We start from the raw sequence: 26,320 nt of genomic DNA on the forward strand, positions 1-26,320 counted from the left end.
ATAACATAAGTCCATTCGCTAAGTTCAAAAAACCTATCATTTTATCTCATTCGTCTATATTCTTGTATCTAAAAGCGTAGCGATCTTTTATCTTTTGACAGACAACAATGATTTTCTTTCATTCCACTGTAAAGTATCTAAAAAAATCTCGTCTTACCATAGACTATTTGATTTTGCGTATTTTTGCAAATCTCAAAACACAAACAAGCGTACAACATGGACAAATCATATTACAACCCTAGAGACTTAAAAAAATTCGGAGCAATCTCAGAATGGAGCGAAGAACTTGGGAATAAATTCTTTGACTATTACGGAAAAGTCTTTGAAGAAGGCGCATTAACACCGCGTGAAAAATCGTTAATTGCATTAGCTGTTGCACATACTGAGCAATGTCCGTATTGCATTGATGCCTACACACAAGATGGTTTACAACGTGGAATTACCAAAGAAGAAATGATGGAAGCACTCCATGTTGGTGCAGCAATCAAAAGTGGCGCAACATTAGTACACGGTGTACAAATGATGAACAAAGTGAATAAGTTAGAGATGTGAGCAGACTGTTGATTTTGCTTTGCAAAATCTTACAGATCGCTCATACTGACGAAGGTCAGTATCTCATAAATTTGAATCTTGTGTTTCTAAACAAAGAGATTCAGTATAAGTAAAACAAAAAAGATAGTAAATATTAGATCCTGACTTTCGTCAGGATTAGTTCAACTTACAATTTTGAGTTCGTCTTTCAGACTTCTCAAAATCGAGTTTCACTAAAAATAAAATTGATCAATGGCGACAAAGTCACTACAAAAAAGAGAAAGCGAACTTGCAAATAGTAACAGGCAATTGGAAATTCTATCGAACGGAATTTTTCAAAATGGTGAATTGTCAACGTTTGCAAACAAAATAAAAGAAACAAATCAATTTCCCCTAAGACCTAAAAAAATTGAAATTTTACAAATCAATTTGGGCTACATGTGCAATCAAGTATGTTCACATTGTCATGTAGATGCAGGTCCAGATAGAAAGGAAATCATGACGCGTAAAACCATGCAACAATGTTTGGATGTTATTGCAAATACAGGCGCGCATACACTCGATTTAACTGGCGGCGCTCCAGAAATGAATCCACTCTTTCGTTGGTTTGTAGAAGAAGCTTCCAAAGTTGGTGTAAAGGATTTTATTGTACGATCGAACTTAACGATCATTCGTGCCAATAAAAAATATCACGACTTACCTGAATTTTTCAAGAAGCATAACGTTCATGTCGTTTCTTCCATGCCACATTGGACACGTGGAAAAACAGACAAACAACGTGGTGACGGAGTTTTTGACAAATCAATCAAAGCCTTGCAAGAGCTCAACGCAGTTGGGTACGGAATCCCTGGAAGTTCATTACGATTAGATTTAGTGTACAATCCATCAGGTGCATTTTTACCAGGCGATCAAGTCGCGATGGAAAAAGATTTCAAAAAAGCATTAATGGACGAATTTGGCATTCAATTTCACAATCTATTTGCTATCACGAACTTGCCAATCAGTCGTTTCTTGGATTACCTAATTGCTTCTGAAAACTACGAAGATTATATGTATTCGTTGGTGGAAGCCTTTAATCCGAGTGCAGTTGCAAATGTGATGTGTACCAACACCATTTCTGTCAGTTGGGACGGTTGGTTATACGATTGTGATTTCAATCAAATGCTCGATTTAAAAGTGGCAAGTAAAGTAAAACACATCTCAGAATACAACGAAGAAGCGCTTCAAAACAGAAACATTATCATCTCACAACACTGTTACGGTTGTACAGCTGGCGCAGGAAGTAGTTGTCAAGGAACTGTGGCTTAAATCATGAAACATATAATCTACATAACTGTTTTTCTTTGTTTCGCTTTCGCGAATGGACAAACGGCATTAGACAGTCTGTTGCAAAAAGAAAACAAACAATCTGTTCCCTACATCACGGTCGAGGAATTGGCAAAAAAGAAAAATTTCGTACTGCTCGATAGTCGCGAAAAAGTAGAATATGAAACGAGTCATATTGAAAATGCAAACTTTGTGGGTTATGACAAATTCAAACTAAAAAAAATAAAACAACTACTTCCAAAAGATAAAAGTGAACCAATAGTAGTTTACTGTTCTTTAGGAATTCGCTCAGAAGATGTTGCCGAAAAACTTCAAAAAGCAGGTTATACCAATGTGTACAATCTGTATGGCGGAATATTTGAATGGAAAAACAAAGACAATCCTGTCATTGATCCTGAAGGAAACGAAACAGAAAAAGTGCACACTTTTGATGAAGATTGGAGTATTTGGCTCAAAAAAGGCATCAAAATCTTCGAAAAGAAATCTAAAAAAGACAAGTAATACACATGCACAAGAATACAACGCTTCTCATGACGTTTACACGAAATCCTGAGCTTGGGAAAGTCAAATCGCGCTTAGCAAAAGGGATTGGAGAAAAAGCAGCTTTAGAAGTGTACATCAAACTTTTAGAACATACTGAAAGTGTCCTTCAAAAAGTAAACACAGACAAATGTGTTTGGTATTCCGTTTCCGTTAGAGAAAATGATCTCTGGAATGATGATGTATATCAAAAAAAGACACAAGTTGGAACTGATTTAGGCGCACGTATGTTGTATGCATTTCAAGATGCTTTTGACAATAACTACGAAAAAGTAATGATCATTGGAAGCGATTTATACGATTTACAACCCAAACACATTGAAGAAGCCATCAAAGCTTTAGACACAAATGATATGGTCTTCGGTCCGGCGCAAGATGGCGGCTATTATTTATTAGGCATGAAAACATTGCACGAGAAAGCATTTTTACCTAAAAATTGGGGAACAGAAACGGTTTTGGCAGACACGCTAAACGATCTGGACAACCAAACAATTCACTTTCTAGAAACATTAAACGATATAGATCACGCGGAAGATTTAGTACCTTACGACGCATTTAAAAAATACCTACACTAAATTTATACGTAATAAACGAATTACTTATGTTAAAACACATCACAGAAACTACAGAATACTTAGTAAATAAAGGATTTGACAAACCAGAAATCGGAATCGTTCTCGGAACTGGTTTAGGAAAATTGATTGACGAAATTGAAATCATCGCGGAAGCACATTATAACAACATTCCACATTTTCCATTGGCAACCGTAGAATTCCACACAGGAAAACTCATCTATGGAACAATGGCAGGGAAAAAAGTGGTGGTGATGCAAGGACGTTTTCACTTATATGAAGGTTATGATTTTATAGATATTACATATCCGATTCGCATCATGCATCAACTAGGAATCAAAAAACTATTGGTTTCAAACGCTGCAGGAGCTATCAACCTAAATTATAAAAAAGGTGATATTATGATTATTGACGATCATATCAACTTACAAGGCGGATCACCGTTAGCATTTAAAGGTGTGAGTGAATTTGGCGAACGTTTTGCAGATATGAGTGCGCCTTACGACGCAGAAATGATTGCAACTGTTGAAAAAATTGCGGCAGACAAAAATATCAAAATTCAAAAAGGAGTCTATGCAAGTGTTGTGGGTCCACAATTGGAAACACGCGCCGAATATAGAATGCTCAAAATTATTGGCGCAGATGCTGTCGGAATGAGCACAGTTCCGGAAGTCATTGTAGCCAATCATCTAAACGTACCGTGTTTGGCAGTTTCCGTTTTAACGGACGAATGCGATCCTGATAACCTAAAACCTGTAGATATTTCAGATATCATTGCAGTTGCAGGACAAACAGAACCAAAAATGATTACACTTTTTAGCGAATTGATTAAAACATTATAAAATCATTAGTAATGAGATCTTAGTATTGAGTATTAAGAAAAATGGCATTGAAGTTTAATAGTTTATAGGTTTAATCAAATCCACAAAAAACAAAAGCGTCAACGACAAAACCAACAACAACAAAATGAACACCAACAAAAAAATTGCATTACTCACCATCAGGCTTTTACTTGGGTTTATATTTTTCTTTCAAGGATTTGGAAAAATATTCAAGTTTGGCGTTGACAATGTGTACAACAACTTTTTTGCAAAAACGTACGACGGTATTTTACCTGAATTCTTATTGCAAGCTACAGCGTATTACACATCATATATTGAATTTATTGGTGGCGCGTTGTTAATTATAGGTTTTAAACGCGACTATACATTGTATGCATTAGCTTCGGTGTTAGTCATTGTAACCTTTGGACATGGTTTGGTAGAACCAATTTGGGATTTATCACATGTACTATTTAGAGCGATACTATTACTAGCTTTGCTCCTATTACCTCAAGAATGGGATCATTATCGATTAGATACAATATTAAAAAAAAATAAAAATATACATTAATTTTCATACAATAAATGAGTTATTTAGATACTACACACGACGTTTATAAAGAAGCAGCTTTAACACCTGATGTTGGACTTTGCTGTACGACGAATCCAATTTGGGAATTGCCAGGTTTAAAGATTCCTAGAATCATGCAAGAAATGAATTATGGTTGCGGAAGTACGGTTCATGCGCGCGATTTGACAAACAATCCGACGATGTTATATGTTGGTGTTGGCGGCGGAATGGAATTGTTGCAATTTTCATATTTCAATCGTCAAAAAAGTGGCGTTATTGGATTGGATGTTGTAGATGAAATGTTGGAAGCTTCACGTAAAAATTTCGTGGAAGCGGAAGCACAAAACGATTGGTTCAAAAGTGAATTTGTTGATCTTCGTAAAGGTGACGCGCTCAACTTGCCAGTAGACGATAATAGTATTGATGTCGCAGCGCAAAACTGCTTGTTCAATATCTTTAAAACAGACGATTTAAAAAAGGCGATTGCCGAAATGTATCGTGTGTTAAAACCACATGGAAAACTTGTCATGAGCGATCCAACCTGTGAACAACCAATGAACGAAACGCTTCGCAACGACGAACGTTTACGTGCATTATGTTTAAGCGGAAGCTTACCAATTGGGGAATATGTGAAAATGTTGACTGATGCAGGATTTGGAACCATTGAAATTCGCGCTAGAAAACCCTATCGTATTCTCGATCCAAAGAGTTATCCAACAGACGAATTGATTTATATAGAATCTATTGAAGTTGCCGCAATTAAAGATCCAATGCCAGCAGATGGACCTTGTATTTTTACTGGAAAAGCAGCAATTTACTTTGGTACAGAAGATTATTTCGATGATGAAAAAGGACATATTTTACTAAAAAATCAGCCAATTGCTATTTGCGATAAAACCGCAGGTGCATTAGCTGATTTAGGTAGAGATGATGTTTTCATTTCAGATTCTACCTATCATTATGATGGTGGTGGATGTTGTTAGAAAATAGAAAAAAAGAAATCACCGCAAATCATTATGCGTATGTAATTACAGAACTGACAAATGGAACTTTAAATTTGTTTGATTTGAGAAAACCCAACACAAATTTACTCGAACATGTAGATGAAATAACGCAAGTTGGCAATTGTATCCGTTTTAAGAAAGACAACTTATACGGATATTATGGAATGCACACGAAAGTTCACTTCAAAAAACTCGACCAATTTCAAGGTTTTTATGCCCGTTTTGAATTGCCAAACGGAAAACGAGGTTGGCTCGATAGAAACGGAAAAGAATACTTAAATTTGTAGTCTATGGAAAAGTATCTCGAAATCATCAAACAATCATACAATGACTATTGGAATTATTTTCAAGGTCAAGTATTTTTTCAAAATTGGGAAAACTATTTTTATGGTTTAATCGCGATTTCGTTGATCGTTTGGGTGTTGGAAATCATCTTTCCATGGCGAAAAAATCAATCGATCTTTCGGAAAGATTTTTGGTTGGATACCTTTTACATGTTCTTCAACTTTTTCATCTTTAACCTCATCATTTTTGTGGCACTTTCCAACACGGTTGCTGCATTTTTCAATGATCTTTTAGGAACAATTGGTTTATCAATCGGAAGTTTTCAATTGTTTGATGTTGACGATTTACCAAAATGGCTTGGCTTACTCATTTTCTTTGTCGTAGCAGATTTTGTACAGTGGAATACACACAGAATGTTGCACAGAGTGAACTTTTTATGGAACTTCCACAAAGTACATCATTCGGTAAAAGAAATGGGCTTTGCAGCGCACTTACGGTATCATTGGATGGAAACCGTTGTCTACAAATCAATGTTGTACATTCCAATGGCAATTATTGGCGGATTTAGCGTGAATGATGTTGCGTTTGTGTACTTTTTTACGATTGCTGTCGGACACTTGAATCATGCCAATTTAGGTTGGGATTATGGTTTCTTAAAATACATTTTCAACAATCCAAAAATGCATATTTGGCATCATAGCAAAAAGCTTCCTGTAAGGTATGGCGTGAATTTCGGACTAACGTTAAGTGTTTGGGATTACCTATTCAAAACAAATTATGTTCCTAAAAACGGACGTGATATTGAACTCGGTTTTACGAACGATGAGTCGTTCCCACAAGATTTTTTACAACAAGAAATCTATCCCATCAATCTAAAAAAATAATACCTTTTATGATTCGATCTATATTATTATTTTCTGTATTATTCTTTGCCTGCGGAACTAACAAGAACGTTATTGAAGCTTCAGAATTAACAACTAAAGAAATTACACAACAAATTGAGGCTCCTAGATTACTTAAATCAGTTGATTCATTAACTATTGTACAGAAAGGAGATTTTCTTTTTGTAAAAAAACCTAATGACAGCACGATTTTAGCAGGTGAATTAACAGTAAAGAGCGATAGTGTAACTTTTATAAAAAACGCCAAATTTACAAGCAGTAAACCATTTGTTGCTTCCAATCACAATTCTTGGAATACACTATTGCAAAAACATGTTACCAAAGATGGCGTTGTAAATTATAAAGGATTCAAAAAAGATCACGCACAGTTACAATCATATATCTCTTCATTAAGTGATGATAGTGATTCTCATAAAACTTGGTCTAAAGAAGATAAACTTGCCTATTGGATCAATGTGTATAATGCATTAACTGTTGATTTAATTTTACGAAATTACCCTATAAAAAGTATCAAAGACATTAAAAAACCTTGGAATCAACGTTTGTGGATGATTGGATATTTGAGGCAAAATTTAAATGATATTGAACATAAAATTCTTCGCAAAATGGGCGAACCACGAATTCATTTTGCCATAAATTGTGCTTCTTTTTCATGTCCACCTTTATTGAATGAAGCGTTTACCGCAGAAAAACTAGAAAGCCAATTAACACAAGTTACAAAAGCATTTTTAGCCGATTCAAAACGAAATACGATTACTCCAAACAAACTTGAACTTTCTAAAATTTTTAAATGGTTTTCGAAAGATTTTAAACAAAACGGTTCACTGATTGATTTTTTAAACCGATATAGCGACATCAAAATTAACGCAAACGCAAAAAAGAGTTACAAAGATTACAATTGGAATTTGAATGAATAGCATTTCTATTATTATACCAATTTTCAACGAAGCTAACAATATTGTTTCGTTGCTAAATCATGTACTAAAATCATTAAAATATCAACACCATGAAATTTTGTTGATTGATGGTGGAAGTACAGATAACACGGTTGAAATTGTTACTGAATTCATTTCCACATTTCACACACAACATAATTCCTCTCAAAAAAGATGTGTCGATTCATTGTTTGAAAACAAAACTTCAAAGCTTCACATTCAACTCTTTTCTTCTGAAAAAGGGCGTGCCAAACAAATGAATTTTGGCGCACAAAAAGCTACTGGAAATATCTTGTATTTTTTGCATGCAGATACGTTTCCACCAAAACATTTTGACGCGTTTATTCTCACGGAAGTAAAAGAAGGGAATCAAGCAGGTTGTTTTCGTTTAAAGTTTGATTATCCACATCCTGTGTTGTTGGTTTCACAATTTTTCACACGTTTCAATATCAGTTGGTGTCGCGGCGGCGATCAATCTTTATTTGTGATGAAATCTTTATTTGATGAATTAAAAGGCTACAATGAAACCTATTCCATTTATGAAGATTGTGAGTTTATCAATCGGCTGTACGATGAAGAAGAATTTACCGTGATTCCTAAAAGTGTCAAAACATCTGCCCGAAAATACAAAGTGAATGGCACTTGGAAATTACAATATCATTTCGCCATGATTCACATTAAAAAATCCAAAGGCGCCACACCTGAAGAGTTGCATGCGTATTATAAAAAACATATTGCTTCATAGACTCGTTCCTCTTAGACGAGAATCTCTTGGACGCGCTTTGCTTTTCGATTGTTGGACTTCTTAGACTTCTCGGACTTATTAGAACGTCAATTCGAGTGATTTTTTGAAATGAAATGAAGAAAAATTGCATCGAGAATCTCTTTGAAAATTCTGAGAAGATCTCGATACAAATTTGTTGCACAAATTCACTCGATCTGACGGCTTCTGCTTGTTAATCAATCTGTCAGTTTGAGTAAAATATTGGGAAGGTTTTGTATCAAGAACCTTTTAAAGTAAAAGCTAAAAGCAAACAGCTAATAGCCAAAAATTATTCCTCCATTTGTACTAAAATTTCTTCTAATTTCCGAATATGTACGCCATACAATTGATCTGCCCATTTTACAGTAATGTAATAAATAAATACTCCTGAAAGTAAATACCCAAAAATGACAAGCAGTAACGTTGTGGTTGGCATTTGCAATAAAAACCATTCCGAGAAACGATCAGGACCATACTTTTCGATTCCCATAAACATTGCCGTTACAGAAACTGGCAACAATAGTGAACCCGCAATAATTCCCGTTTTATACACTTCCATGGTCAATTTAATATCGTGAATAAAATTCAAAATTGTTTCTTTCGTTTGCTGTCCAACATTGGAAGTTCTTCGTAAAAACCAACCCATTTTTGCCAAATATCCTAAGGTCATCAAACTTGTAATGAACATAAATATAAAGTAAACGGCTCTCGGCAATTCGTACATTTTCACTAAAAAAGGAAAGGTGAAAAAGACAACGATTCCGACTAATTGCATGACAATTTCACCTTTCATGGTTTTGCGAATTTTGGCAATTGGCATTTGACTTTCTTTTAAGTTTTCTAAACTTGTTGGCAACTGAAAATCATCTCGATTTTCGTCGTCCATGAGTTCTTTTATTTTATCAAAATCCATGATGCTGATGTTTTATAATTTCTTGTAATTTTTTCTTTGTTCTATTAAGCTTTACGCGAACATTTACAGGTGACATTCCTAAGTTTTTCGCGATTTCTTCTCCAGAAAATCCTTCGATAAATTGAAAAATCAATGCTTTTTCTATCTTGTTTAATTCCTGAACTGCTTTATAGAAAACTGTTAATTGCTGTTCTTTTTCATCAGAATACGCTTCATGCTCTAACTGAACATGTTCGGGCATTCTGTAATTGTCAGGTTTTCGTTTTTCTTTCTTAAAAAACACAATCGCTGTGTTTAATGCCACACGATACATCCAACTTGAAAATTGACTTTCCCCATTGAATGATTTCAGCGATTTCCAGAGTTGCAAGATGATTTCCTGTACCAAATCCTCACGGTCAATCGCATCTTCAAAATAGATGCGAGAAACCTTATGGATAATCCCTTTATGGACCGTAATTGCTTTAAGAAATTCTTGTTCGGTTAGTTCCAACGAATGTGCGTTTTAATATACAGGAGTTACTTTATATCCTTCTTTGCGCAATAATTTAATCACGCCATTTTCACCTACTAAATGTGCTGCGCCAACGGCAAATAAGTTCGATTGTTTTTTCATCATTTCAGGCATTATTTCTATCCAATTTGTATTTCGAACGGTTAACATCCAATGTTCTGCATTTTTATTGAAAAAGCGTTCATCTTTTATACCTTCAACTAAAGTGCTAATATCTTCATTTTTATACGATGTTACCATCTCTTGAAAAGCAACTTTGTATTCATCATACAATTCTATTTGTTGCCATAAAAATTCTGTTGGATACGCTTTCGCGAAGAAATCAACCTGACCGTTTAAGGTTTCCAATCCAGCAACTTTTTTATTTTTAGCTTTCGCTAGATTGATCAATTCAAACTCATACATTTTCTTAGTTTCGCATGGTAAACTATGTTGAATCAATAAGGAGTAAATGGTCATTAAGCTATAATTATCAACCATTTTTAAAGACATTTTCAATTCTTTTTTCAGTAAGTTGTCTAAATATTCTTGTCGTTCTTTAGGTAATATTTCGCTTAGTTTTTCTTTGGAAATCATTGATTTTTGCATTTCCATCAAAGCGGCAGTATCTGACAAATCTACTTCCAATACTAAATTTTCAGTAGCATTAAAAGCTTTCGTTACTTTTTCAGGAATGGAGAAATCATCTTCACATAAAATATGAATCGTTCCTAAAAGATAGGATGGTTTTGCTAAATCTTTGTGTTCAATTTTCCACAATACGGAATTTTCAAGTGTTGCATCTTGCGCATTTCCGATGAAGCTACACATAATAAAAGCGATAAGAATATATAATTTTTTCATGTTTTTGTTTTTACGGTTTTTCGTCATGCTGAACTTGATTCAGCATCTCACTCGCGATTTTGAGATCCTGAAATAGATTCATGACGCATCATTTATAATCTATTTGCTCCGTAAGTATCGACTTTGAAAATATGTTACAAGAAAATATAAAAATTCTTTTCAGCCAGCATAGTTTTGACTTAATCACCCTAATTAAAAAAGCATTTACACCTATTATAATCAGCCTTTTAACTATTTCAAAAACAGTAAACTTCATCTTTCTTTGTATCGAACATAAAATAGAAACATTATGAAAAAAAGAAACTTAAAGGGTTTATCGCTTAAAAAAACATCTATCTCAAATTTGGAGAAAACAAAAGGAGGCATTATCGATTCACAAAATAGTTGTTATGGTTCATGTCTACCAAACAATACGTGTTATTTAAATTGTCAGTATGATCCTGTACCTCATCAACCTCTTCCTGTACCAGCTTCATCCTTACTCTTTTGGCTATGTCCTAGATAAAAAAAGAAGTAAAAAAACAGCGTTATGAAATGGTATTCATAGCGCTGAATGTTAATAACATAATGTTACTATATTATTAATAGTTAACTTTCAAAGTTGTAACTGCTTTCTCCATCGTAACTTTTACTGTACTTATTGAAGTATTACAGTTGGAATTTGGAATTGAATTTACAAATGATTTTTCTAACGCCGTTACAATTTCACAACCCGAAGGTGATTTTGCTAAATTGATGGTTTCTGTTGTCGTAGTATTTGAAGCTTGGTAGGTTCTCAAAATTAAATCATCAGTATTTACAGAAGACCATTTTGCCGCAGTAATGAGCGTATTTGTGTTTCCAGTTGTAGAAGCTAACGAATATTGACTTGGCAAGTTACCATTTCCAGTTGCTGCAATGGCAACCATTGGTGTATTGTATTGTCGTGCTTCTTTTAATGGATTTCCTGTTTTGGCAGATGCCAATCCACTTGGAATTCGCAATGCGTATTCTTGTGTGTGTTCATCTCTGTCACTTCCGTTAGCTCCGTAACCGTGACTACAATTTCCTCCGGGTGTATTTCTTAAAATAACACCATATAACATATTACTATCAGAAGTCCAAGCTGGCGTTGCACTGTGATAAATAGCTCCTAAAGTTGCTCCGTTGGAATCTTTAGGTACAACAAAATCATGTGTTGCCCACATCGTTGCATTAAAATCTGTATTACTGCCGTATTCCATTGGATATACTGTATTCCAATGATATGGCGTTCCAACATCCATAGCATTCACTTTAGATGCTAAAGGAAACTTTACCATTACCGTATACGAAGGTTGTGGATATACCTGACTATTTGGTGCTGTTCCTGTTGTGGAAATTCGTAAAAATGGTTCTCCTTGTCGTAAACTATACGTAATTGTATATGGAAATGTTATTTTATCAACAGTATACTGTTTCTTAATCGTGATGGACTTGTTTAGTGCATTTGTTGTATCTGCTGTAATTGATTGAATCGTATAACTAACATTTGTATCTTCTGTGAATCCGCAACCTGTTTCGTATCCAAAACGATAAATATCTCCAGAATCTTTATAAAAAACGATTTCATTTGCATTCGCTGAAAGAATATTATTTCCGGTAGCTTTATCTATTACACTACTAATTTCTCCTGTTTTTTGATCGAATGTTGCCGTCAAAAAACTGTTTTGAAAATAATAATCGCCATTCGGATTTATTGCCGATTTTAAGCTTCCATCTCCTTTAGAAGCTGCTGCAATATCATTCAATTGGTATCCTAAAGATGGTGCTTCTACATTCAAGTAAGAAGTTTTTCCTCCAGAATCATACGCTACAATTCCTTTATTTGACATTCCAAGTTGATTAAATACTGCGATTGCTCCAGGGATTTGTTTAATATTATTTGTGATGTTTTGCATAAAATTTTGTGTCAAACTAGTTCCTTGGGTTAATGTTTGATCCAGCATTGGTAGTTGCTCATTCATATACACCCCATCAACAGCTGTCCCAGTTATATAATCGTGATGTGTACTCGCTGCTAAGGTATTCCAAGCATTATAAATAGCTGCTGATTGCGTTTTTTTCTCCGTAGCATTTGTTCCCAAAAGTGTATTTTCTAGTACTTGAAAAGATTCGGCACTCAATAAACTTTTTGTGGCTTTATTGTGTAAAATTTTCAATTCAGGTCTGCTTGCGTAATATCCCATCCAATATGGATTTGGCGCAAAATCTGTGGCTGCTGAAGCTGCATTATAGGTTCTTGTTTTCAACTTATTTTTATGATTATCAACCAATCGAATGTATTCATCAAAAGTAGCTACAACTACATACACACCTGTTTTTGCATATCCCTCAGCACTCTTATTCCAATCAATAGCATCTTGAACAAGATTCTGATGAGGAAGTAAAAAATCACTGCTTACATGAACATAAATATATGGTGTTGGTGATACAGGCTGATTCGCTCCTATATACGATGTAATATGTCCTATATTTGTAGATGAATTAACTTTATTCCCACAATTTATAATCGCTTGCGGAGTTGCATAATCTGATGCGGTTACGTCAATATTATTTCCTTGATCGTAATGATCTTCCAACCAATGCGCAATGACTTCAGATCCATCTGCACCTTGCCAAATAAAATCTACATCACCATTGTTTGTGTCTAATAAATTTTTTGCTGTAGTATTGAAACCATCTTGAGGATTTCCATCACATGCACCAGGAATTCTAGCAAATCCAACGCCCATAGCGTCCATAGCATTTAGCATGACAGGCAATTGTGGATCATGACCAAAATCGTCTGGAATCCAAACTTGTGTTGACCATGGAACTTGTGCTTCATCTAACCAAGTATTGGCTACTAAATAATTTCTGAAAAAAGTTTCTCCGTTTGGCAGTAAATTATCTGGTGAGGTTATTCCACCACCAACAACACGCATGCGTCCAGATGCTTTCATTTGACTAAAAAGTGATGGTTTATTTTTTGCAAAAGCTCTTAGGAAGCCCATTTCACACACAGAATAATAATATGCGGAATTTTGCAGATTCTCTGTAGCTTTTGATAGTATACTATCCGCAGGTTGCGTATTTCCTCCAAAGTAATAAGGATTATACGCCTGTCCGCTTTCATCAACATTATAAGGAAACATATTTAGCCAATCCCAATCCATGTGTGCAGCATGACTTAGAATTAAAACCTGCTTGGCAGAATTTGGAATGTTTAAACTTTGTCTGATTGTTTGCTCTGTTGTTTCTACAACATCTGATTCTTTTGGATTACACGCCATAAGAAGAAATGAAAAAGTCAACAATAGAAATACGAAAGCTTTTAAGGTTTTCATCTTTATTGATTTAATTGGTTATAAATCAAAAATAAATAGAAAAAATCACCTTTGTAAGCGTACAACTACCTGATTTTCAATAAAAATAACGAAAAATACTACTTTGCAGCAATCACATCAATTTCAATTTTTGCATTCGCTGCTAATCCGCCAGCAGCAAAAGTTGTGCGCGCAGGTTTGTTTGGAAAGTATTGTACGTACACACTATTAAAATCAGCAAAATCGTTGATATCTGCTAAAATCACGGTACATTTTACCACACGATCTAAGGATGAATTATGTTGCGCCAACACCGCTTTGATGTTTTCCAACACTTGTTTTGTTTCCGCTTTGATTCCGCCAGAAACTAACACGCCTTTTTTATGATCTTTCCCTATTTGACCCGATAAGAATAATAAGTTTTCAGTTTCTACGGCGGCACTAAACGGCGTATTTTGTCGCTCTGCTAAATGTGAAGAATGAAATGTAATGTCTTTTTTGTTGGATTGACAACTTACAAAAAGTAGAATCACGGCAACTATTGATACGATTGATTTCATGTGAGAGTTGATTGGTTTATGACAAATTTAATGAATTTACACTTGCGTCATTCTGAATTTATTTCAGAATCACATAACAGTGAGTGAGATGCTGAATCAAGTTCAGCATGACGTAAACAAGTAACTATTTAATAATTTGAAAAAATCGAGCTTCGCAAGAAAAAGTCTAAAAGCAAAGCGATCTAAAATCTAGCAGCGAAGCGGTCTAGCATCTGAGATTCCCGCCTGCGCGGGAATGAAAAAAATGTCCTTTAGAAGTACTGACCAATTCCGAAAACAATTCCGCGACTTGAATTTTTGGTAACTCCATGTCCGTAATCAATTCGGAAAATAGCATTAAAGATTCGTTTGTGAATGAAACGCAAACCAACGCCAGGATATACTCTAAAGTTATTGCTATCTACAAAATCGCCAAAGTCACCACCTGGATTTCTCCAAGTTCCAGCGTCTACAAATCCATTTCCTTGCAAAATAAACCATCCTTTTTCATATAATGTATACCGATATTCAGTATTCAAAACCATACTTGCCGTTCCACGGTCTATGATGTTTCCAACACCGCGAATATTCAAATTATTGTCTACCGAAAATGGCGCAAACGGACTTGCATTGTTAGACGCAACTCCAAATCGGAAACGGTTTGCCCAATTTCCTTTTTCGCCCACACGTTTGAAATACATAAAATCACTCCAACCAATTAAGAAATTATCTTGAAAGTCATTTTCGGTCGTGACATATTGTAAATAGAAGGTGTTTTTTATTCCTTCAAGGTATTGATAGTCGTAATTTAAGTTGTCATATTCATACACAAGTTTGAACATGAGCTTGTCCAATTCTAAACTTTGCGGAATGGCGTCAGATGTTAATCCGTTGAGATAACTATATTCTTCCGTAAATACATTTGCACCAAATTGCAATCGATGTTTAAAGTTGATTTGATATAGTAATAATGCTTCAAACGACGTATTGCTATATTTGTAATTTGCTGAACCTTCATCAAAGTATAGTGGTTCTTCGCTTGTCCAATTTTGATGATTTAAAGCAATTCCAAAGTTTCGCGAAAACAAATTCGGTGCGCGCAAATTGATTCCGTACGAATCAAATCCGTTGTTCTGGTAAAATCCACCAAAAGCGATATTTCTTCCCAAGAAATTATAATCATACAACCCAACTTTATACGCCAATTGTTCGTTTGTTGTTGTCCAAACATTGAGGTTTGGAATCAGTGTGAAGTTTTCTTCAATGCTAAAAAATACATTGTATAAGTTGTCGTTCGAGAAAAATACTTGGTAATACGCATGCGAAACTCCTGCCAAACGTTTTAATAATATCACATCTTGATCTAGTTGTAAAGAATCGAGCACATCGCCATTTCTAACGCTGACATATTTCTTTAAGAAACCAACCTTGTTTTTTTTCTGACCCTGAAATTTTACATCATAGACAATTTTGTCTTGCGCAATTCCTTGAAAACATAGACTTAAAAAAAAGATCGCAAGTATGATTTTTTTCATGAATTTACTGATGTTGTTTATAATGCTGTCGCAAGATTTCTTCCGCAGGTTTGTTTTGTGGCGTAAATTGATCGTTGTTTATTCCACCCGATTTTTCATAGCTGTGAAACCATTTCCAGATAAATCCGCCAGCAAACCAATCTTCTTTCCAAAACTCATTAAATAATGCTTTTAGTGCAACTTCTTGCGCTTTTAGGTTGAGTATTTTTCCTCTGTTAGAATCCCAAGGTTCTTTGCCAACATAATCCATACTTCGATATCCATATTCGGTAAAAAGCACTTTTCGGTCTAGTTTTTTGGTTAATGCAACAATCTTATCTTTATGTGATTGCCAGCCTTTTTGTAAAGTTTCTAACGATGGCATTTTTTCTTCACTTAGTGGAAAATACGCATCAACGCCAATAAAATCAAGTTGTTTCCAAAACGGAACTTTATCAAACGAATCCCAATTTTCGGCATACGTGAGTTTCCCTTTGTAAACGGCTTTTACTTTTGTGATGAGTTGTTTCCAGAATTCTGGTCGTGCTGCGACAAATTTGTGCAATTCGGTTCCGATGCAATACATTTCTGCATTTACTTCTTGCGCCAAACTTGCATATTCTAAGATGAAACTTTCGTAAGATGCTTCAAACTGTTTCCAAGTTTCTTCAGATTCCATGGCAATGAAACCTGTAAAATCACCATCCCAAACCCAAATTTGCGGTTTAATCATGATTTTGATGTTGTTCTCCTGCAAGAGTTCCGCATATTGCTTTGCTCCTTTTCGAGTTTCGCCAAACCATTGTCGATCTGTATTGTGAATGACTTCTGGTGCTTTTAATGATTTTAAAAAACCAAAAGGCATAATCGCTGCATAGTTTGCATTAACCTTAATGACAGGATCTATATGAGTTTGATCAATGGCATCTCTTGAAGCTACAAAGCTCACACCATTTACTTTTTTGGATTGACTTGTACATGAAAATTGCAACAAGCCAAAAAATATACAAAGGAGTCTAAATTTCATTTGTGACTGTTTAGACTCCTAATTTACTATATTATTTAAAAAATTGCTCTTAATCCTATGCTAAAAGTTTGTCCTAATCCTTGAAAATTGCTTCCTCTCACAAATTTATCAAAAGAAGCTTCTACATTTAACACATCGCTTAATTGGTATTTACTTCCAACTCCTACAGATGTTGAGTTTTGAGAGAAATCGTTCCCTAAATCAATTAAGAATGCTTGTTTTGTATTGACATATACTGTAGATTTTGTAGTTGGAAAGTAGCTTAAAAATACACCTAATGGTAAAAATAAACTGTTGTTTGCAAAACGTTCACTTACGTTAGAATCTGCTGGATTTGCATCTTCACTTTTTTCTCCAAAGTTAAATCCGAAATCAGCTTGTGTAAATAGTTGCCATTTGTCTTGCCCAAATGTTTTGTCGTAGAAGAATTTTGTTTCCCAAAACACACTTCTTTTGTCTAAATACGGAGCGTTTGCTTTGTCTTTGAATATTGGCAAATAGATTGAACTTGTAAACGAGAAGTTTGAAATATTTTTGAAAGGTTGCACACGAATCGATGGTGCAATCGTAGTTAATCCGCTTCGTGCGGTGTCATTATCTCTAAAACTCAACACATCTAAAGCGCCTGCGCCACCAAAGGTATTTGATCGTACTTGAAAGATGAATCCGATGTTGATTCTTCTGTTTTTACTAATTCCTGTGTAAATTTCGGTTGTATTGGTAAAAAACGTTTCTCTCGGAATTGTTACCGAAGTACTTCCTGCATCTGTACGTTCGGTTTGTGTGTAAATACTGTTGAAGAATTTAATATCCCATTGCCCTTTTTTCAATAATTTTGAAGGTGTAAATTCTTGAATATTCGTCATAGTACCTGTTGCATCATCATCTTGATCTTCATCTTGTGCAAAAGAAACGCTTACAAATAATAAGGCAAGCATGGTTAAAATTAGATTGTTCTTTTTCATTTTAGTGTAATTAATTAGTTTGTATTTAGATTTTTCATTCCCGTGAAGACGGGAATCTTAGTTTAGTTATAGGTTTACTTTATTTCATTCAATTTCCAGTTATACGAATAGTAACTGATTTTAGATTTTTCTGCTATTTTTTCTTCTCTGTATTTGTTGATAAAGTCGATTTCGTTTCCGTTTTGGGTAAAATCTTCTTTATACCATTTCATGATTTCAGAAAGTTGCACACGTTTTTTCTTTGCGTTTACTTTAATGAATTCATCATTATTTAAGGCAATTCGTGTTTGTGTATCTAATTGCTTGTCTAAAGTATTTGGCATGTATGCTTCCGCGATAATTGGAGGACAACCTAGACCTGCGCAAACCAACACAAAGTGAAAACGCGCATCGTTGAATTGTCCGCGTAACAACTTGTTTTCGATATCATTTAACGTAATTTCTTTTCCGCCAACTGCATGTTTTGTTTTGTCGAAAAAACCAGCAATATCTAAAGGAGATTTTACAGGATATTTCTCAATAATTCCTTTAATAACTGTTAGATTATAAATATTAATCCAATACGCTTGATACGTGTTTGCATCACTTTTCGCAACTTTAATACTATTTGTAGAAGCCAAAATCTTTTCAAGTTGAGCAGGATTCTCTTTGATAGCTTTGTAATTTATTTTTCCATCTTTTACATATTCCTCAAAAAAAGCATCAGACGCTTTAAAGAATTCTGTGGTGTTTTGTGCAAATCCAAAAGTAGTAATGAATACTGCAATTAACGTGATGATTGTATGTTTCATAATAATAATTTTCAATTTAATTTCATTTGGTAATGATGCTTAAGTCCGTAAAAATTTTAGGAACTTACAATCTTTTAAAAATATTTTTTATCATTTATATAATTGATTTCCAAGTTCAAAACGCGTTGCTGTTTTTTAAAATCCTTACAAAATATTTTTAATTTATAATTATTCTAAATTCGCTATCTTGTTTAAGTTATTAACTTTACTATCGACATAACCTTCGACACAAACCAATTCCTGCATAAAACAGGAAATCTTAAACACCAATCACATTTTTATGGAACATATTGTAATTATAGGTAATGGAATTTCTGGCGTTACGGCTGCCAGACATATTCGAAAACTTTCCGATAAAAAGATTACTATCATCTCCGCTGAAACCGAATATTTTTTCTCACGTACTGCGCTCATGTATGTATATATGGGACACATGAAGTTTGAGCATACACAACCGTATGAGAATTGGTTTTGGAAAAAGAATCGCATCGAACTGAAAAAAGGTTTCGTAAAAGAAGTAAAAGATGCTTCTAAAGAACTTGTTTTTGCAAGTGGCGAAACCATGAACTATGACAAACTCATCATTGCTACAGGTTCCAAACCCAATAAATTTGGTTGGCCAGGACAAGATTTGGAAGGTGTGATGGGCATGTATCACAAGCAAGATTTAGAAAATTTAGAAAAATACGCGCCAAATAATAAAGCATGCAACAGAGCTGTAATTGTTGGTGGCGGATTGATCGGAATTGAACTCGCGGAAATGTTGCGAAGCAGAGATATTCCAGTAACGTTCTTGGTGCGTGAAAAAAGTTTTTGGAATGGCGTGTTACCTGCTGGCGAATCAGAAATGATTAACAGACATATTAAAGAACATCATATTGATTTGCGCTTAGGCGTGAATTTACAGGAAATAAAATCTGACGAAAGTGGAAAAGTAAAATCCATTATCATTAAAGAAACTGGCGAAGAAATTCCGTGTACTGTAGTTGGTTTAACCGCAGGAGTTTCACCAAATGTAGATTTTTTAAAGGATTCAAATATTGAACTTGGACGCGGCGTAAAGGTCAATCGAAGATTAGAAACCAACATTCCAGATATTTATGCCATTGGCGATTGTGCCGAACAACATGAAGCTATTGGACAACGAAGACCTATTGAAGCCGTTTGGTATACGGGCAGAATGATGGGCGAAACCTTGGCACAAACACTTTGCGGAAATCCGAAAGATTACAATCCGGGACATTGGTTCAATTCTGCGAAATTTTTAGATATTGAATATCAAACTTACGGCTGGGTTTGGGCGCAACCAAAGGAAAACGAAGCACGTTTTTATTGGGAACATTCAGACGGAAAAATATGTATTCATATTAATTATGATAAAAATACCAACGAATTTATAGGCATCAACACATTCGGAATTCGCATGCGTCATCACAGTTTTGATGCATGGTTGAACGAAAAACGTTCTGTAGAATATGTATTGGAACATTTAGCGGATGCAAACTTTGATCCTGAGTTTTATAAACTTCATGAAAAAGATATTGTCGCAAAATTCAATCAAGAAAACAACACAAATATCCAACTCAAAAAGAGAAGTTGGAAACGTATTTTTCAATTCTCTTAATTACATATTATGAAAACAATACAAAATTTAGGGCTTAGCATCTTTTTACTAGGATTAGCCATTTTTACCATACTTCCATTTATAGGTTCTTATGAAATTTCATCTGAAAAATTGGAAGAAATTGTCAATAATAAAGGCATTAAAAGTGAACTTTTTATTGAAGACTTAAAAACGACCACGGTTGGAAAAGAATTTTCAGATCCGTTTTCGTTTTCTTCAAACATTACGTCAGCAATTGCAAATGCAAATGTTACTCACAAAGAAAAAAGTGAATGGGACAAAGTTATTTGGGATAAACCACATAGTTTTTCTTATCAAATTGCCAAAGATGTTGGTGGCGGACCTGTAAAAGAGAACAAAGGATTATTCTGGTTTCTGACGTTTGGTTTAGGGATTATTGGAGCCTTATTATACATTATTCCTGGCGTAGTTACTTTAGGTCCTGCGGGAATTAAAAATAACGGAATTTGGTTCAATGCTGCCACCAACAGAGGTTGGATTGGTTGGTTTGCCTTTGTGTTCCTTGTCGGATTTTATGTTCTATTATATTTCTTTCCAGATTATATTGTGAATTGGACGTATGTAGTGGATCCATTTAGTGAAAGCTTAAGCGGAAACATGGCAAGTCAATGGTTTTTGTACGGGTTTTTGTATTGTACGGTAATGACTGTGATGGCAATTCGGATGTATATAAAATATCGTCATAATAAGTATCAAATTTTACGAACGACTTCGGTTTTATTTTTTCAAATTGTATTTGCTTTTTTAATTCCAGAAATATTAGTTCGTTTTGAAAAGCCTTGGTATGATTTTAAGAATGCGTTTCCATTAGATTATGACTTTTTCTTTAAATGGAATTTGGATGATTTGATTGCGAATGGCGGATTTGGCTTGTTCATTTTGGTTTGGGGAATTGTGTTAACCGTTGTTATTGTACCAATAATGGTCTACTTTTTTGGAAAAAGATGGTATTGTTCGTGGGTTTGTGGTTGTGGCGGATTGGCAGAAACATTGGGCGATCCGTACAGACAATTATCAGATAAATCATTAAAATCATGGCAAGTAGAACGTTGGTTGATTCATGGTGTATTGGTTTTTGCCATTGCTATGACAGGAATTACGTTGTACGCTTATTTTACTGGAGCTGATGCCGTTTCAGGAATTAAAACACAAACCATTCAAGATATTTACGGATTCTTAATTGGTTCTATTTTCGCAGGTGTAATCGGAACAGGATTTTACCCAATTTTCGGAAATAGGGTTTGGTGTCGTTTTGGTTGTCCATTAGCCGCATATTTAGGAATTATTCAACGTTTTAAGTCTAAGTTTAGAATTACGACAAATGGCGGACAATGTATTTCCTGTGGAAATTGTTCTACGTATTGTGAACAAGGAATAGACGTTCGCGCGTATGCCCAAAAAGGACAAAATATTGTGCGTTCATCATGTGTTGGATGCGGAATTTGTAGCGCAGTTTGCCCAAGAGGTGTTTTAAAATTAGAAAATGGAAGCGATGATGGCTCAACACGTTACGAAACTCCTGAAGTTATTTTAGGAAACGATATTGATTTGTTTGAAATGTTGGAAGAGAATAAGTAATCTGGTTGTTAGTTGCTGGTTATTTGTTGTTGGAAAGGAATCAAAGATAAACAGCTAAAAGCCAAGAGCTAGAAACTAAAAGCTAAAAAAACCATGAAACATCTATTTATCATTATTTGTCTCAGTGTCACATTCAGCGTAAGCGGGCAAAAAGAGTATCAAAAAAACTACTATGATACTGGTCAACTCAAAGAAGAAGGTTGGCTTAGAAAAGGCGTAAAAACAAAATACTGGAAATTTTACCATCCAAACGGCGCTGTTCAGAAAGAAGGAAGCTTCAAAGATGGAAAACCAACGAAATATTGGTATTTTTATCGCAAAAATAAAACGAAAGAAAGCGAAGGACATTATATTGCTGGCAAAAAGAGTAAATGGTGGCTTTTTTATGATGAAAACGAAAAAGTGAATCATAAATGTCAGTTGAAAAATAATCAAAAAAATGGCTATTGTTTGCGCTATAAAGACGAAGAATTGATTCGTGCTGAAAAATACAAAAACGGAGAAAAAATTGGCGAATGGAACGATTTAAAGAGCTTTAAAAAGGAAAATAGCGTTTGGGATTTGAGGTAAATTCGTTGTTGGTTGTTGGTTGTTGGTTTCAAGCGTCAGTTCGAGTGATTTTAAAAGAAAAATTTTAAATACTAAATAGATTCCTGCCTGCGCAGGAATGACAATACAACATAAAAAAAGCCAACGGCTAAAAGCAAACAGCCAAAAGCTAACTAATAAAATATATGATTATAAAAGTCATCATTCCTGCATATAATGAAGAAGATTCTATTGCGAATGTTATTCAGGAAATCCCCAAAACTGTAACCGAAGTTATTGTTGTAAGCAATAATTCAACCGATAACACGGAAGCCAACGCAAAAGCGGCTGGCGCAACTGTCCTTAAGGAACCTCAAAAAGGCTACGGATACGCATGTCTGAAAGGAATGGAATATATTGCCCATCAAGATGAAAAGCCCGATATTCTCGTGTTTTTAGATGGCGATTATTCAGATTATCCAGAAGAGTTAACTAAAGTTGTCGCACCAATTATTGAAGATGATATCGATTTTGTTGTGGGCGCACGCGTAAAATCATTACGTGAAGATGGTTCTATGACACCGCAGCAAGTTTTTGGAAATTGGCTTGCTACTTTTTTAATGAAATTGTTTTTTGGTGCAAAATTTACCGATTTAGGCCCTTTTAGAGCTATTAAATACAAGACACTTTTACACTTGAATATGCAAGATAAAACGTATGGTTGGACGGTAGAAATGCAGCTCAAAGCATTGAAACAGAAACTGTCTTATGTAGAAATTCCTGTGAAATATAAAAAGAGAATTGGTGTCTCAAAAGTTTCAGGAACCGTAAAAGGTACTATATTTGCTGGCGTAAAAATTTTAGGTTGGATTTTTAAATATAGTTTTAAGTAGATGGAATTTGATGCAGAATTTTTCAAACTAGCGTTGTCATTTGTCATAATGGGCATATACGCTATTGCTTTGATATTGATTTTAATGTATAGCTTGGCACAATTGAACTTATTGGTCAATTACTTACGTGCGAAGAAGAATGAAGATACTTCTCCTCGTTTTGATTTGAATAATCCTGATGAAGTTCCGTATGTGACTATTCAGCTTCCTGTGTACAACGAATTGTACGTTATGGAACGTTTGTTAGATAATATTGCTAAAATAGATTATCCAACTGAAAAACTAGAAATTCAAGTATTGGATGATTCTACGGATGAATCTGTCCTTTCTACCGCAAAGCAGATTAAAGAATTACAAAAACTAGGTTTAGATATTACACATATTCGTCGTGATGACAGATCTGGTTTTAAAGCTGGCGCATTGAAAGAAGGTTTGATTGAAGCCAAAGGAGAATTCATCGCTATTTTTGATGCAGATTTTCTTCCGAAAGAAGATTGGCTCAAACAAACAATTCCGTATTTTAAAGATAATGAAATCGGCGTTGTGCAAACACGTTGGGGACATTTGAATCGCGATTACTCCTTATTGACAAAGATTCAAGCATTCGCGCTTGACGCACATTTTACGCTAGAACAAGTTGGGCGAAATTCTAAAGGACATTTTATCAACTTTAACGGAACTGCCGGAATATGGCGTAAAACCTGTATTATCGACGCTGGAAATTGGGAAGGCGATACTTTAACCGAAGATTTAGATTTAAGTTACCGCGCACAGTTGAAAAACTGGAAATTCAAATATTTAGAAGATGTAGAAACGCCTGCCGAATTGCCCGTAGTGATCAGCGCAGCACGTTCGCAGCAATTCCGTTGGAACAAAGGTGGCGCAGAGAATTTCAGAAAAATGTTCAAGCGTGTTATCTTTTCTAAAAATATATCATTCAAAACAAAAATTCACGGAGTTTTACACTTGCTCAACAGCACCATGTTTTTAAATGTGTTGATTGTTGGTGTGTTAAGCATTCCGATGTTGTACATTAAAAACACGTATGGACATTTAGAAATTTACTTTACCGTTTCGAGTTTCTTTATCCTCAGTACTATCATATTTTTTATCTGTTTTTGGTTTCCGTACAAACGTGTTCAAGGTGGCGGATTTATGAATTTCATCGATTATATTAAGATGTTTTTCGTCTTTTTCTCTGTCGCGATGGGATTCTCAGTGCACAATTCTGTTGCCGTTATAGAAGGTCATATGGGAAAACGAAGTGAGTTTGTGCGTACGCCAAAATTCAACATTAAAAACTTAAAAGATTCTTGGAAAAATAACATTTACATCAAAAAGAAAGTTTCAGCAAATACGATTATTGAAGCTATTTTAATGGTGTATTTCTTGTTTGGAATGTACAGCGCATATCCATTAAATGACTTCGGATTATTTCCGTTTCACTTGATGTTATTCTTAGGGTTCGCCTTTGTATTTTTTAACTCTATTCGTTCAAAAGTGTGATTGCTTCCGAAGGGAAATATCATACATTCTCCATCATACTTGTGCTTGTCAGCGCCTTTGTATATTATTACATTGGCTATCCGCTTGTGCGAACTGATGTGACGATTTTGATTTCATTATACAGTATTGCTTTTTTAAGTTTTTTCGGATTGATCCGATTAGAAAAACAAAACTTTTTTCTCCTTGCGGGAATTGCCATTGCGTTGAGATTGGTCTTTTTGGGAAGCATTCCAAACTTGTCACAAGATTTTTACCGTTTTATTTGGGACGGAAGAATGCTCGTTGAAGGCTGGAATCCGTATTTATATTTACCTAACGATTTGATGGCTTCTGGAACTGCACCAATTGCGGAAGCGCAGGAATTATTTAATGGAATGGGGAATTTGAGTGCTTCGCATTACACCAATTATCCGCCCATAAATCAGTTGTGTTTCGCTTTCGCGGGATTGTTCTCTGGGAATTCTATTCTGAGTTCAGTCGTTGTATTGCATATTTTGATCATTCTCGCAGATTTAGGAATCTTGTATTTCGGTAAGAAACTACTTGAGAATTTAGGTTTACCTATCAAAAATATTTGGCTCTATATTTTAAATCCATTTATCATCATTGAACTCACCGGAAATTTACATTTTGAAGGCGTGATGATTTTCTTCCTGATTTGGAGTTTGTATTTGCTACAAAAAGGATTTTGGAAATGGGCAGCCGTATTGTTAGCAGTTTCGGTTTCAGTAAAGTTAATTCCGTTGCTCTTTTTGCCACTCTTTTTTCAATGGTTTATCAACTATAAAAACTCTGAAAATAAGCAGCTTACATTTTCCATCGTAAAAAAAGGCTTCCTAAAACTCATTACATTTTACGTTATTGTTTTCGCAACAATTAGTGTATTGTTTTTACCATTTTTGTCTAAACAATTTATTGCAAATTATCAAGAAACTGTCGGATTGTGGTTTCAGAATTTCGAGTTTAACGCAAGTATTTATTATATCGCACGTTGGATTGGTTATAAAACTATCGGCTGGAATATGATTGCCACTATTGGAAAAATTACACCAATTATTGTGTTAGTTTTCGTCACAGGACTGAGCCTTTTCAGGAATAATTCTGATTTCAAAAAAATTATTACCGCGTTGCTTTTTGGGCTTTCTTTTTACTTTTTTACCACGACGACCATGCATCCTTGGTATTTAGCAACATTGCTGATTTTGAGTGTGTTTACCAACTATCGATTTACCGTTATTTGGTCATTCATGATCGTTTTTAGCTATACGGCATATCAAAATGAAGGCTATGCAGAAAACCTAGGTTTTGTAGCGTTGGAATATGTTGTTGTATATGGCTTTTTGATGTACGAAGTATTCAAGTATTACACAAAAAAGCCACGTCTAGAAACTTCTTAATCAGCACTTCAAATCTACTTTCTTTCATAAATAGTCAAAAAAATCAACATTTTTTCAGTATTTTTATACTTAGAACCAATTTATTAAGACC

The 26,320-nt window shown here is 34.7% G+C and carries 26 protein-coding genes; 17 read left to right on the forward strand and 9 right to left on the reverse strand.

All coding sequences use genetic code 11. From position 1 onward, the window contains the following. Positions 1–216: 216 nt before the first annotated feature. From H2O64_RS12315 to H2O64_RS12365, 11 genes are all read left to right on the forward strand, one after another. Positions 217–552: an arsenosugar biosynthesis-associated peroxidase-like protein gene (locus H2O64_RS12315; RefSeq protein ID WP_187562504.1), complete on the forward strand. Its 336-nt coding sequence runs from the start codon at positions 217–219 to the stop codon at positions 550–552. 231 nt (positions 553–783) lie between these two features. After that, positions 784–1,839: an arsenosugar biosynthesis radical SAM (seleno)protein ArsS gene (gene arsS, locus H2O64_RS12320; RefSeq protein ID WP_187562505.1), complete on the forward strand. Its 1,056-nt coding sequence runs from the start codon at positions 784–786 to the stop codon at positions 1,837–1,839. Positions 1,840–1,842: 3 nt separating this feature from the next. Then, complete coding sequence (locus H2O64_RS12325; RefSeq protein ID WP_187562506.1) at positions 1,843–2,358, forward strand: rhodanese-like domain-containing protein; 516 nt, start codon at positions 1,843–1,845, stop codon at positions 2,356–2,358. A 5-nt stretch (positions 2,359–2,363) separates the two neighbouring features. Then, complete coding sequence (locus tag H2O64_RS12330) at positions 2,364–2,972, forward strand: TIGR04282 family arsenosugar biosynthesis glycosyltransferase (RefSeq protein ID WP_187562507.1); 609 nt, start codon at positions 2,364–2,366, stop codon at positions 2,970–2,972. Positions 2,973–2,998: 26 nt separating this feature from the next. After that, positions 2,999–3,811, forward strand: coding sequence for a purine-nucleoside phosphorylase (locus H2O64_RS12335; protein ID WP_187562508.1), 813 nt, complete (start codon positions 2,999–3,001; stop codon positions 3,809–3,811). A gap of 124 nt (positions 3,812–3,935) precedes the next feature. After that, a complete protein-coding gene (locus H2O64_RS12340) occupies positions 3,936–4,361 on the forward strand; it encodes a DoxX family membrane protein (RefSeq protein ID WP_187562509.1) in 426 nt (141 codons plus the stop codon). A 14-nt stretch (positions 4,362–4,375) separates the two neighbouring features. Then, positions 4,376–5,344, forward strand: a complete 969-nt coding sequence (arsM, locus tag H2O64_RS12345) for an arsenosugar biosynthesis arsenite methyltransferase ArsM (RefSeq protein WP_187562510.1) — start codon at positions 4,376–4,378, stop codon at positions 5,342–5,344. Continuing rightward, positions 5,335–5,652, forward strand: a complete 318-nt coding sequence (locus H2O64_RS12350) for a hypothetical protein (protein WP_187562511.1) — start codon at positions 5,335–5,337, stop codon at positions 5,650–5,652. Before arsM ends, H2O64_RS12350 begins: the two co-directional genes overlap by 10 nt. Positions 5,653–5,655: 3 nt before the next feature. Continuing rightward, positions 5,656–6,534 carry a sterol desaturase family protein gene (locus H2O64_RS12355; protein WP_187562512.1) on the forward strand — a complete coding sequence of 293 codons (879 nt, stop codon included), beginning with the start codon at positions 5,656–5,658 and terminating at the stop codon, positions 6,532–6,534. A gap of 8 nt (positions 6,535–6,542) precedes the next feature. After that, complete coding sequence (locus H2O64_RS12360) at positions 6,543–7,469, forward strand: DUF547 domain-containing protein (RefSeq protein ID WP_187562513.1); 927 nt, start codon at positions 6,543–6,545, stop codon at positions 7,467–7,469. Further along, positions 7,462–8,232 (forward strand): TIGR04283 family arsenosugar biosynthesis glycosyltransferase, encoded by a 771-nt coding sequence (locus H2O64_RS12365; protein WP_187562514.1) that lies wholly within the window; start codon positions 7,462–7,464, stop codon positions 8,230–8,232. Before H2O64_RS12360 ends, H2O64_RS12365 begins: the two co-directional genes overlap by 8 nt. A 307-nt stretch (positions 8,233–8,539) precedes the next feature. On the opposite strand, the gene H2O64_RS12370 is transcribed toward H2O64_RS12365, so the two are convergent. The 9 genes from H2O64_RS12370 to H2O64_RS12410 all read right to left on the reverse strand — a co-directional run bounded on the left by H2O64_RS12370 (position 8,540) and on the right by H2O64_RS12410 (position 18,682). Continuing rightward, positions 8,540–9,163, reverse strand: coding sequence for a hypothetical protein (locus H2O64_RS12370; RefSeq protein ID WP_187562515.1), 624 nt, complete (start codon positions 9,161–9,163; stop codon positions 8,540–8,542). Next, complete coding sequence (locus tag H2O64_RS12375) at positions 9,153–9,656, reverse strand: RNA polymerase sigma factor (protein WP_187562516.1); 504 nt, start codon at positions 9,654–9,656, stop codon at positions 9,153–9,155. Before H2O64_RS12375 ends, H2O64_RS12370 begins: the two co-directional genes overlap by 11 nt. A 12-nt stretch (positions 9,657–9,668) precedes the next feature. Beyond that, positions 9,669–10,520: a TraB/GumN family protein gene (locus H2O64_RS12380; protein WP_187562517.1), complete on the reverse strand. Its 852-nt coding sequence runs from the start codon at positions 10,518–10,520 to the stop codon at positions 9,669–9,671. Positions 10,521–11,101: 581 nt separating this feature from the next. Continuing rightward, complete coding sequence (locus H2O64_RS12385; RefSeq protein ID WP_187562518.1) at positions 11,102–13,867, reverse strand: glycoside hydrolase family 38 N-terminal domain-containing protein; 2,766 nt, start codon at positions 13,865–13,867, stop codon at positions 11,102–11,104. Positions 13,868–13,965: 98 nt separating this feature from the next. After that, positions 13,966–14,406 carry a RidA family protein gene (locus H2O64_RS12390; RefSeq protein ID WP_187562519.1) on the reverse strand — a complete coding sequence of 147 codons (441 nt, stop codon included), beginning with the start codon at positions 14,404–14,406 and terminating at the stop codon, positions 13,966–13,968. A gap of 251 nt (positions 14,407–14,657) precedes the next feature. Beyond that, on the reverse strand, positions 14,658–15,920 hold the full coding sequence (locus H2O64_RS12395; protein ID WP_187562520.1) for a BamA/TamA family outer membrane protein: 1,263 nt from the start codon (positions 15,918–15,920) through the stop codon (positions 14,658–14,660). A gap of 4 nt (positions 15,921–15,924) precedes the next feature. After that, positions 15,925–16,926: a glycoside hydrolase family 113 gene (locus H2O64_RS12400; RefSeq protein ID WP_187562521.1), complete on the reverse strand. Its 1,002-nt coding sequence runs from the start codon at positions 16,924–16,926 to the stop codon at positions 15,925–15,927. Positions 16,927–16,961: 35 nt separating this feature from the next. Then, positions 16,962–17,891, reverse strand: coding sequence for a hypothetical protein (locus H2O64_RS12405; RefSeq protein ID WP_187562522.1), 930 nt, complete (start codon positions 17,889–17,891; stop codon positions 16,962–16,964). Positions 17,892–17,965: 74 nt separating this feature from the next. After that, positions 17,966–18,682, reverse strand: a complete 717-nt coding sequence (locus H2O64_RS12410) for a DUF547 domain-containing protein (RefSeq protein WP_187562523.1) — start codon at positions 18,680–18,682, stop codon at positions 17,966–17,968. 280 nt (positions 18,683–18,962) lie between these two features. Here H2O64_RS12410 and H2O64_RS12415 point away from each other — a divergent pair, with 280 nt between their 5' ends. The 6 genes from H2O64_RS12415 (at position 18,963) to H2O64_RS24290 (ending at position 26,229) form a co-directional block, all read left to right on the forward strand. Then, positions 18,963–20,306 carry an NAD(P)/FAD-dependent oxidoreductase gene (locus H2O64_RS12415; RefSeq protein ID WP_187562524.1) on the forward strand — a complete coding sequence of 448 codons (1,344 nt, stop codon included), beginning with the start codon at positions 18,963–18,965 and terminating at the stop codon, positions 20,304–20,306. A gap of 9 nt (positions 20,307–20,315) precedes the next feature. Further along, positions 20,316–21,905, forward strand: coding sequence for a 4Fe-4S binding protein (locus H2O64_RS12420; RefSeq protein ID WP_187562525.1), 1,590 nt, complete (start codon positions 20,316–20,318; stop codon positions 21,903–21,905). 93 nt (positions 21,906–21,998) lie between these two features. Next, entirely contained in the window at positions 21,999–22,475 is a 477-nt protein-coding gene (locus tag H2O64_RS12425; protein ID WP_187562526.1) for a toxin-antitoxin system YwqK family antitoxin, read from the forward strand. 164 nt (positions 22,476–22,639) lie between these two features. Beyond that, a complete protein-coding gene (locus H2O64_RS12430; protein WP_187562527.1) occupies positions 22,640–23,326 on the forward strand; it encodes a glycosyltransferase family 2 protein in 687 nt (228 codons plus the stop codon). Further along, positions 23,327–24,832: a cellulose synthase family protein gene (locus H2O64_RS12435; RefSeq protein WP_187562528.1), complete on the forward strand. Its 1,506-nt coding sequence runs from the start codon at positions 23,327–23,329 to the stop codon at positions 24,830–24,832. After that, on the forward strand, positions 24,829–26,229 hold the full coding sequence (locus tag H2O64_RS24290; RefSeq protein ID WP_187562529.1) for a mannosyltransferase: 1,401 nt from the start codon (positions 24,829–24,831) through the stop codon (positions 26,227–26,229). The genes H2O64_RS12435 and H2O64_RS24290 overlap by 4 nt, the downstream gene beginning before the upstream one ends. Positions 26,230–26,320 lie beyond the last annotated feature (91 nt).

The organism is Kordia aestuariivivens (assembly GCF_014397005.1).
GTDB lineage: Bacteria > Bacteroidota > Bacteroidia > Flavobacteriales > Flavobacteriaceae > Kordia > Kordia aestuariivivens.

Coding starts and splice junctions, on each gene's coding strand:
- H2O64_RS12315 (WP_187562504.1), top strand. CDS start 217: ATGGACAAATCATATTACAACCCTAGAGACTTAAAAAAATTCGGAGCA.
- arsS (WP_187562505.1), top strand. CDS start 784: ATGGCGACAAAGTCACTACAAAAAAGAGAAAGCGAACTTGCAAATAGT.
- H2O64_RS12325 (WP_187562506.1), top strand. CDS start 1,843: ATGAAACATATAATCTACATAACTGTTTTTCTTTGTTTCGCTTTCGCG.
- H2O64_RS12330 (WP_187562507.1), top strand. CDS start 2,364: ATGCACAAGAATACAACGCTTCTCATGACGTTTACACGAAATCCTGAG.
- H2O64_RS12335 (WP_187562508.1), top strand. CDS start 2,999: ATGTTAAAACACATCACAGAAACTACAGAATACTTAGTAAATAAAGGA.
- H2O64_RS12340 (WP_187562509.1), top strand. CDS start 3,936: ATGAACACCAACAAAAAAATTGCATTACTCACCATCAGGCTTTTACTT.
- arsM (WP_187562510.1), top strand. CDS start 4,376: ATGAGTTATTTAGATACTACACACGACGTTTATAAAGAAGCAGCTTTA.
- H2O64_RS12350 (WP_187562511.1), top strand. CDS start 5,335: ATGTTGTTAGAAAATAGAAAAAAAGAAATCACCGCAAATCATTATGCG.
- H2O64_RS12355 (WP_187562512.1), top strand. CDS start 5,656: ATGGAAAAGTATCTCGAAATCATCAAACAATCATACAATGACTATTGG.
- H2O64_RS12360 (WP_187562513.1), top strand. CDS start 6,543: ATGATTCGATCTATATTATTATTTTCTGTATTATTCTTTGCCTGCGGA.
- H2O64_RS12365 (WP_187562514.1), top strand. CDS start 7,462: ATGAATAGCATTTCTATTATTATACCAATTTTCAACGAAGCTAACAAT.
- H2O64_RS12370 (WP_187562515.1), bottom strand. CDS start 9,163: ATGGATTTTGATAAAATAAAAGAACTCATGGACGACGAAAATCGAGAT.
- H2O64_RS12380 (WP_187562517.1), bottom strand. CDS start 10,520: ATGAAAAAATTATATATTCTTATCGCTTTTATTATGTGTAGCTTCATC.
- H2O64_RS12385 (WP_187562518.1), bottom strand. CDS start 13,867: ATGAAAACCTTAAAAGCTTTCGTATTTCTATTGTTGACTTTTTCATTT.
- H2O64_RS12390 (WP_187562519.1), bottom strand. CDS start 14,406: ATGAAATCAATCGTATCAATAGTTGCCGTGATTCTACTTTTTGTAAGT.
- H2O64_RS12395 (WP_187562520.1), bottom strand. CDS start 15,920: ATGAAAAAAATCATACTTGCGATCTTTTTTTTAAGTCTATGTTTTCAA.
- H2O64_RS12400 (WP_187562521.1), bottom strand. CDS start 16,926: ATGAAATTTAGACTCCTTTGTATATTTTTTGGCTTGTTGCAATTTTCA.
- H2O64_RS12405 (WP_187562522.1), bottom strand. CDS start 17,891: ATGAAAAAGAACAATCTAATTTTAACCATGCTTGCCTTATTATTTGTA.
- H2O64_RS12410 (WP_187562523.1), bottom strand. CDS start 18,682: ATGAAACATACAATCATCACGTTAATTGCAGTATTCATTACTACTTTT.
- H2O64_RS12415 (WP_187562524.1), top strand. CDS start 18,963: ATGGAACATATTGTAATTATAGGTAATGGAATTTCTGGCGTTACGGCT.
- H2O64_RS12420 (WP_187562525.1), top strand. CDS start 20,316: ATGAAAACAATACAAAATTTAGGGCTTAGCATCTTTTTACTAGGATTA.
- H2O64_RS12425 (WP_187562526.1), top strand. CDS start 21,999: ATGAAACATCTATTTATCATTATTTGTCTCAGTGTCACATTCAGCGTA.
- H2O64_RS12430 (WP_187562527.1), top strand. CDS start 22,640: ATGATTATAAAAGTCATCATTCCTGCATATAATGAAGAAGATTCTATT.
- H2O64_RS12435 (WP_187562528.1), top strand. CDS start 23,327: ATGGAATTTGATGCAGAATTTTTCAAACTAGCGTTGTCATTTGTCATA.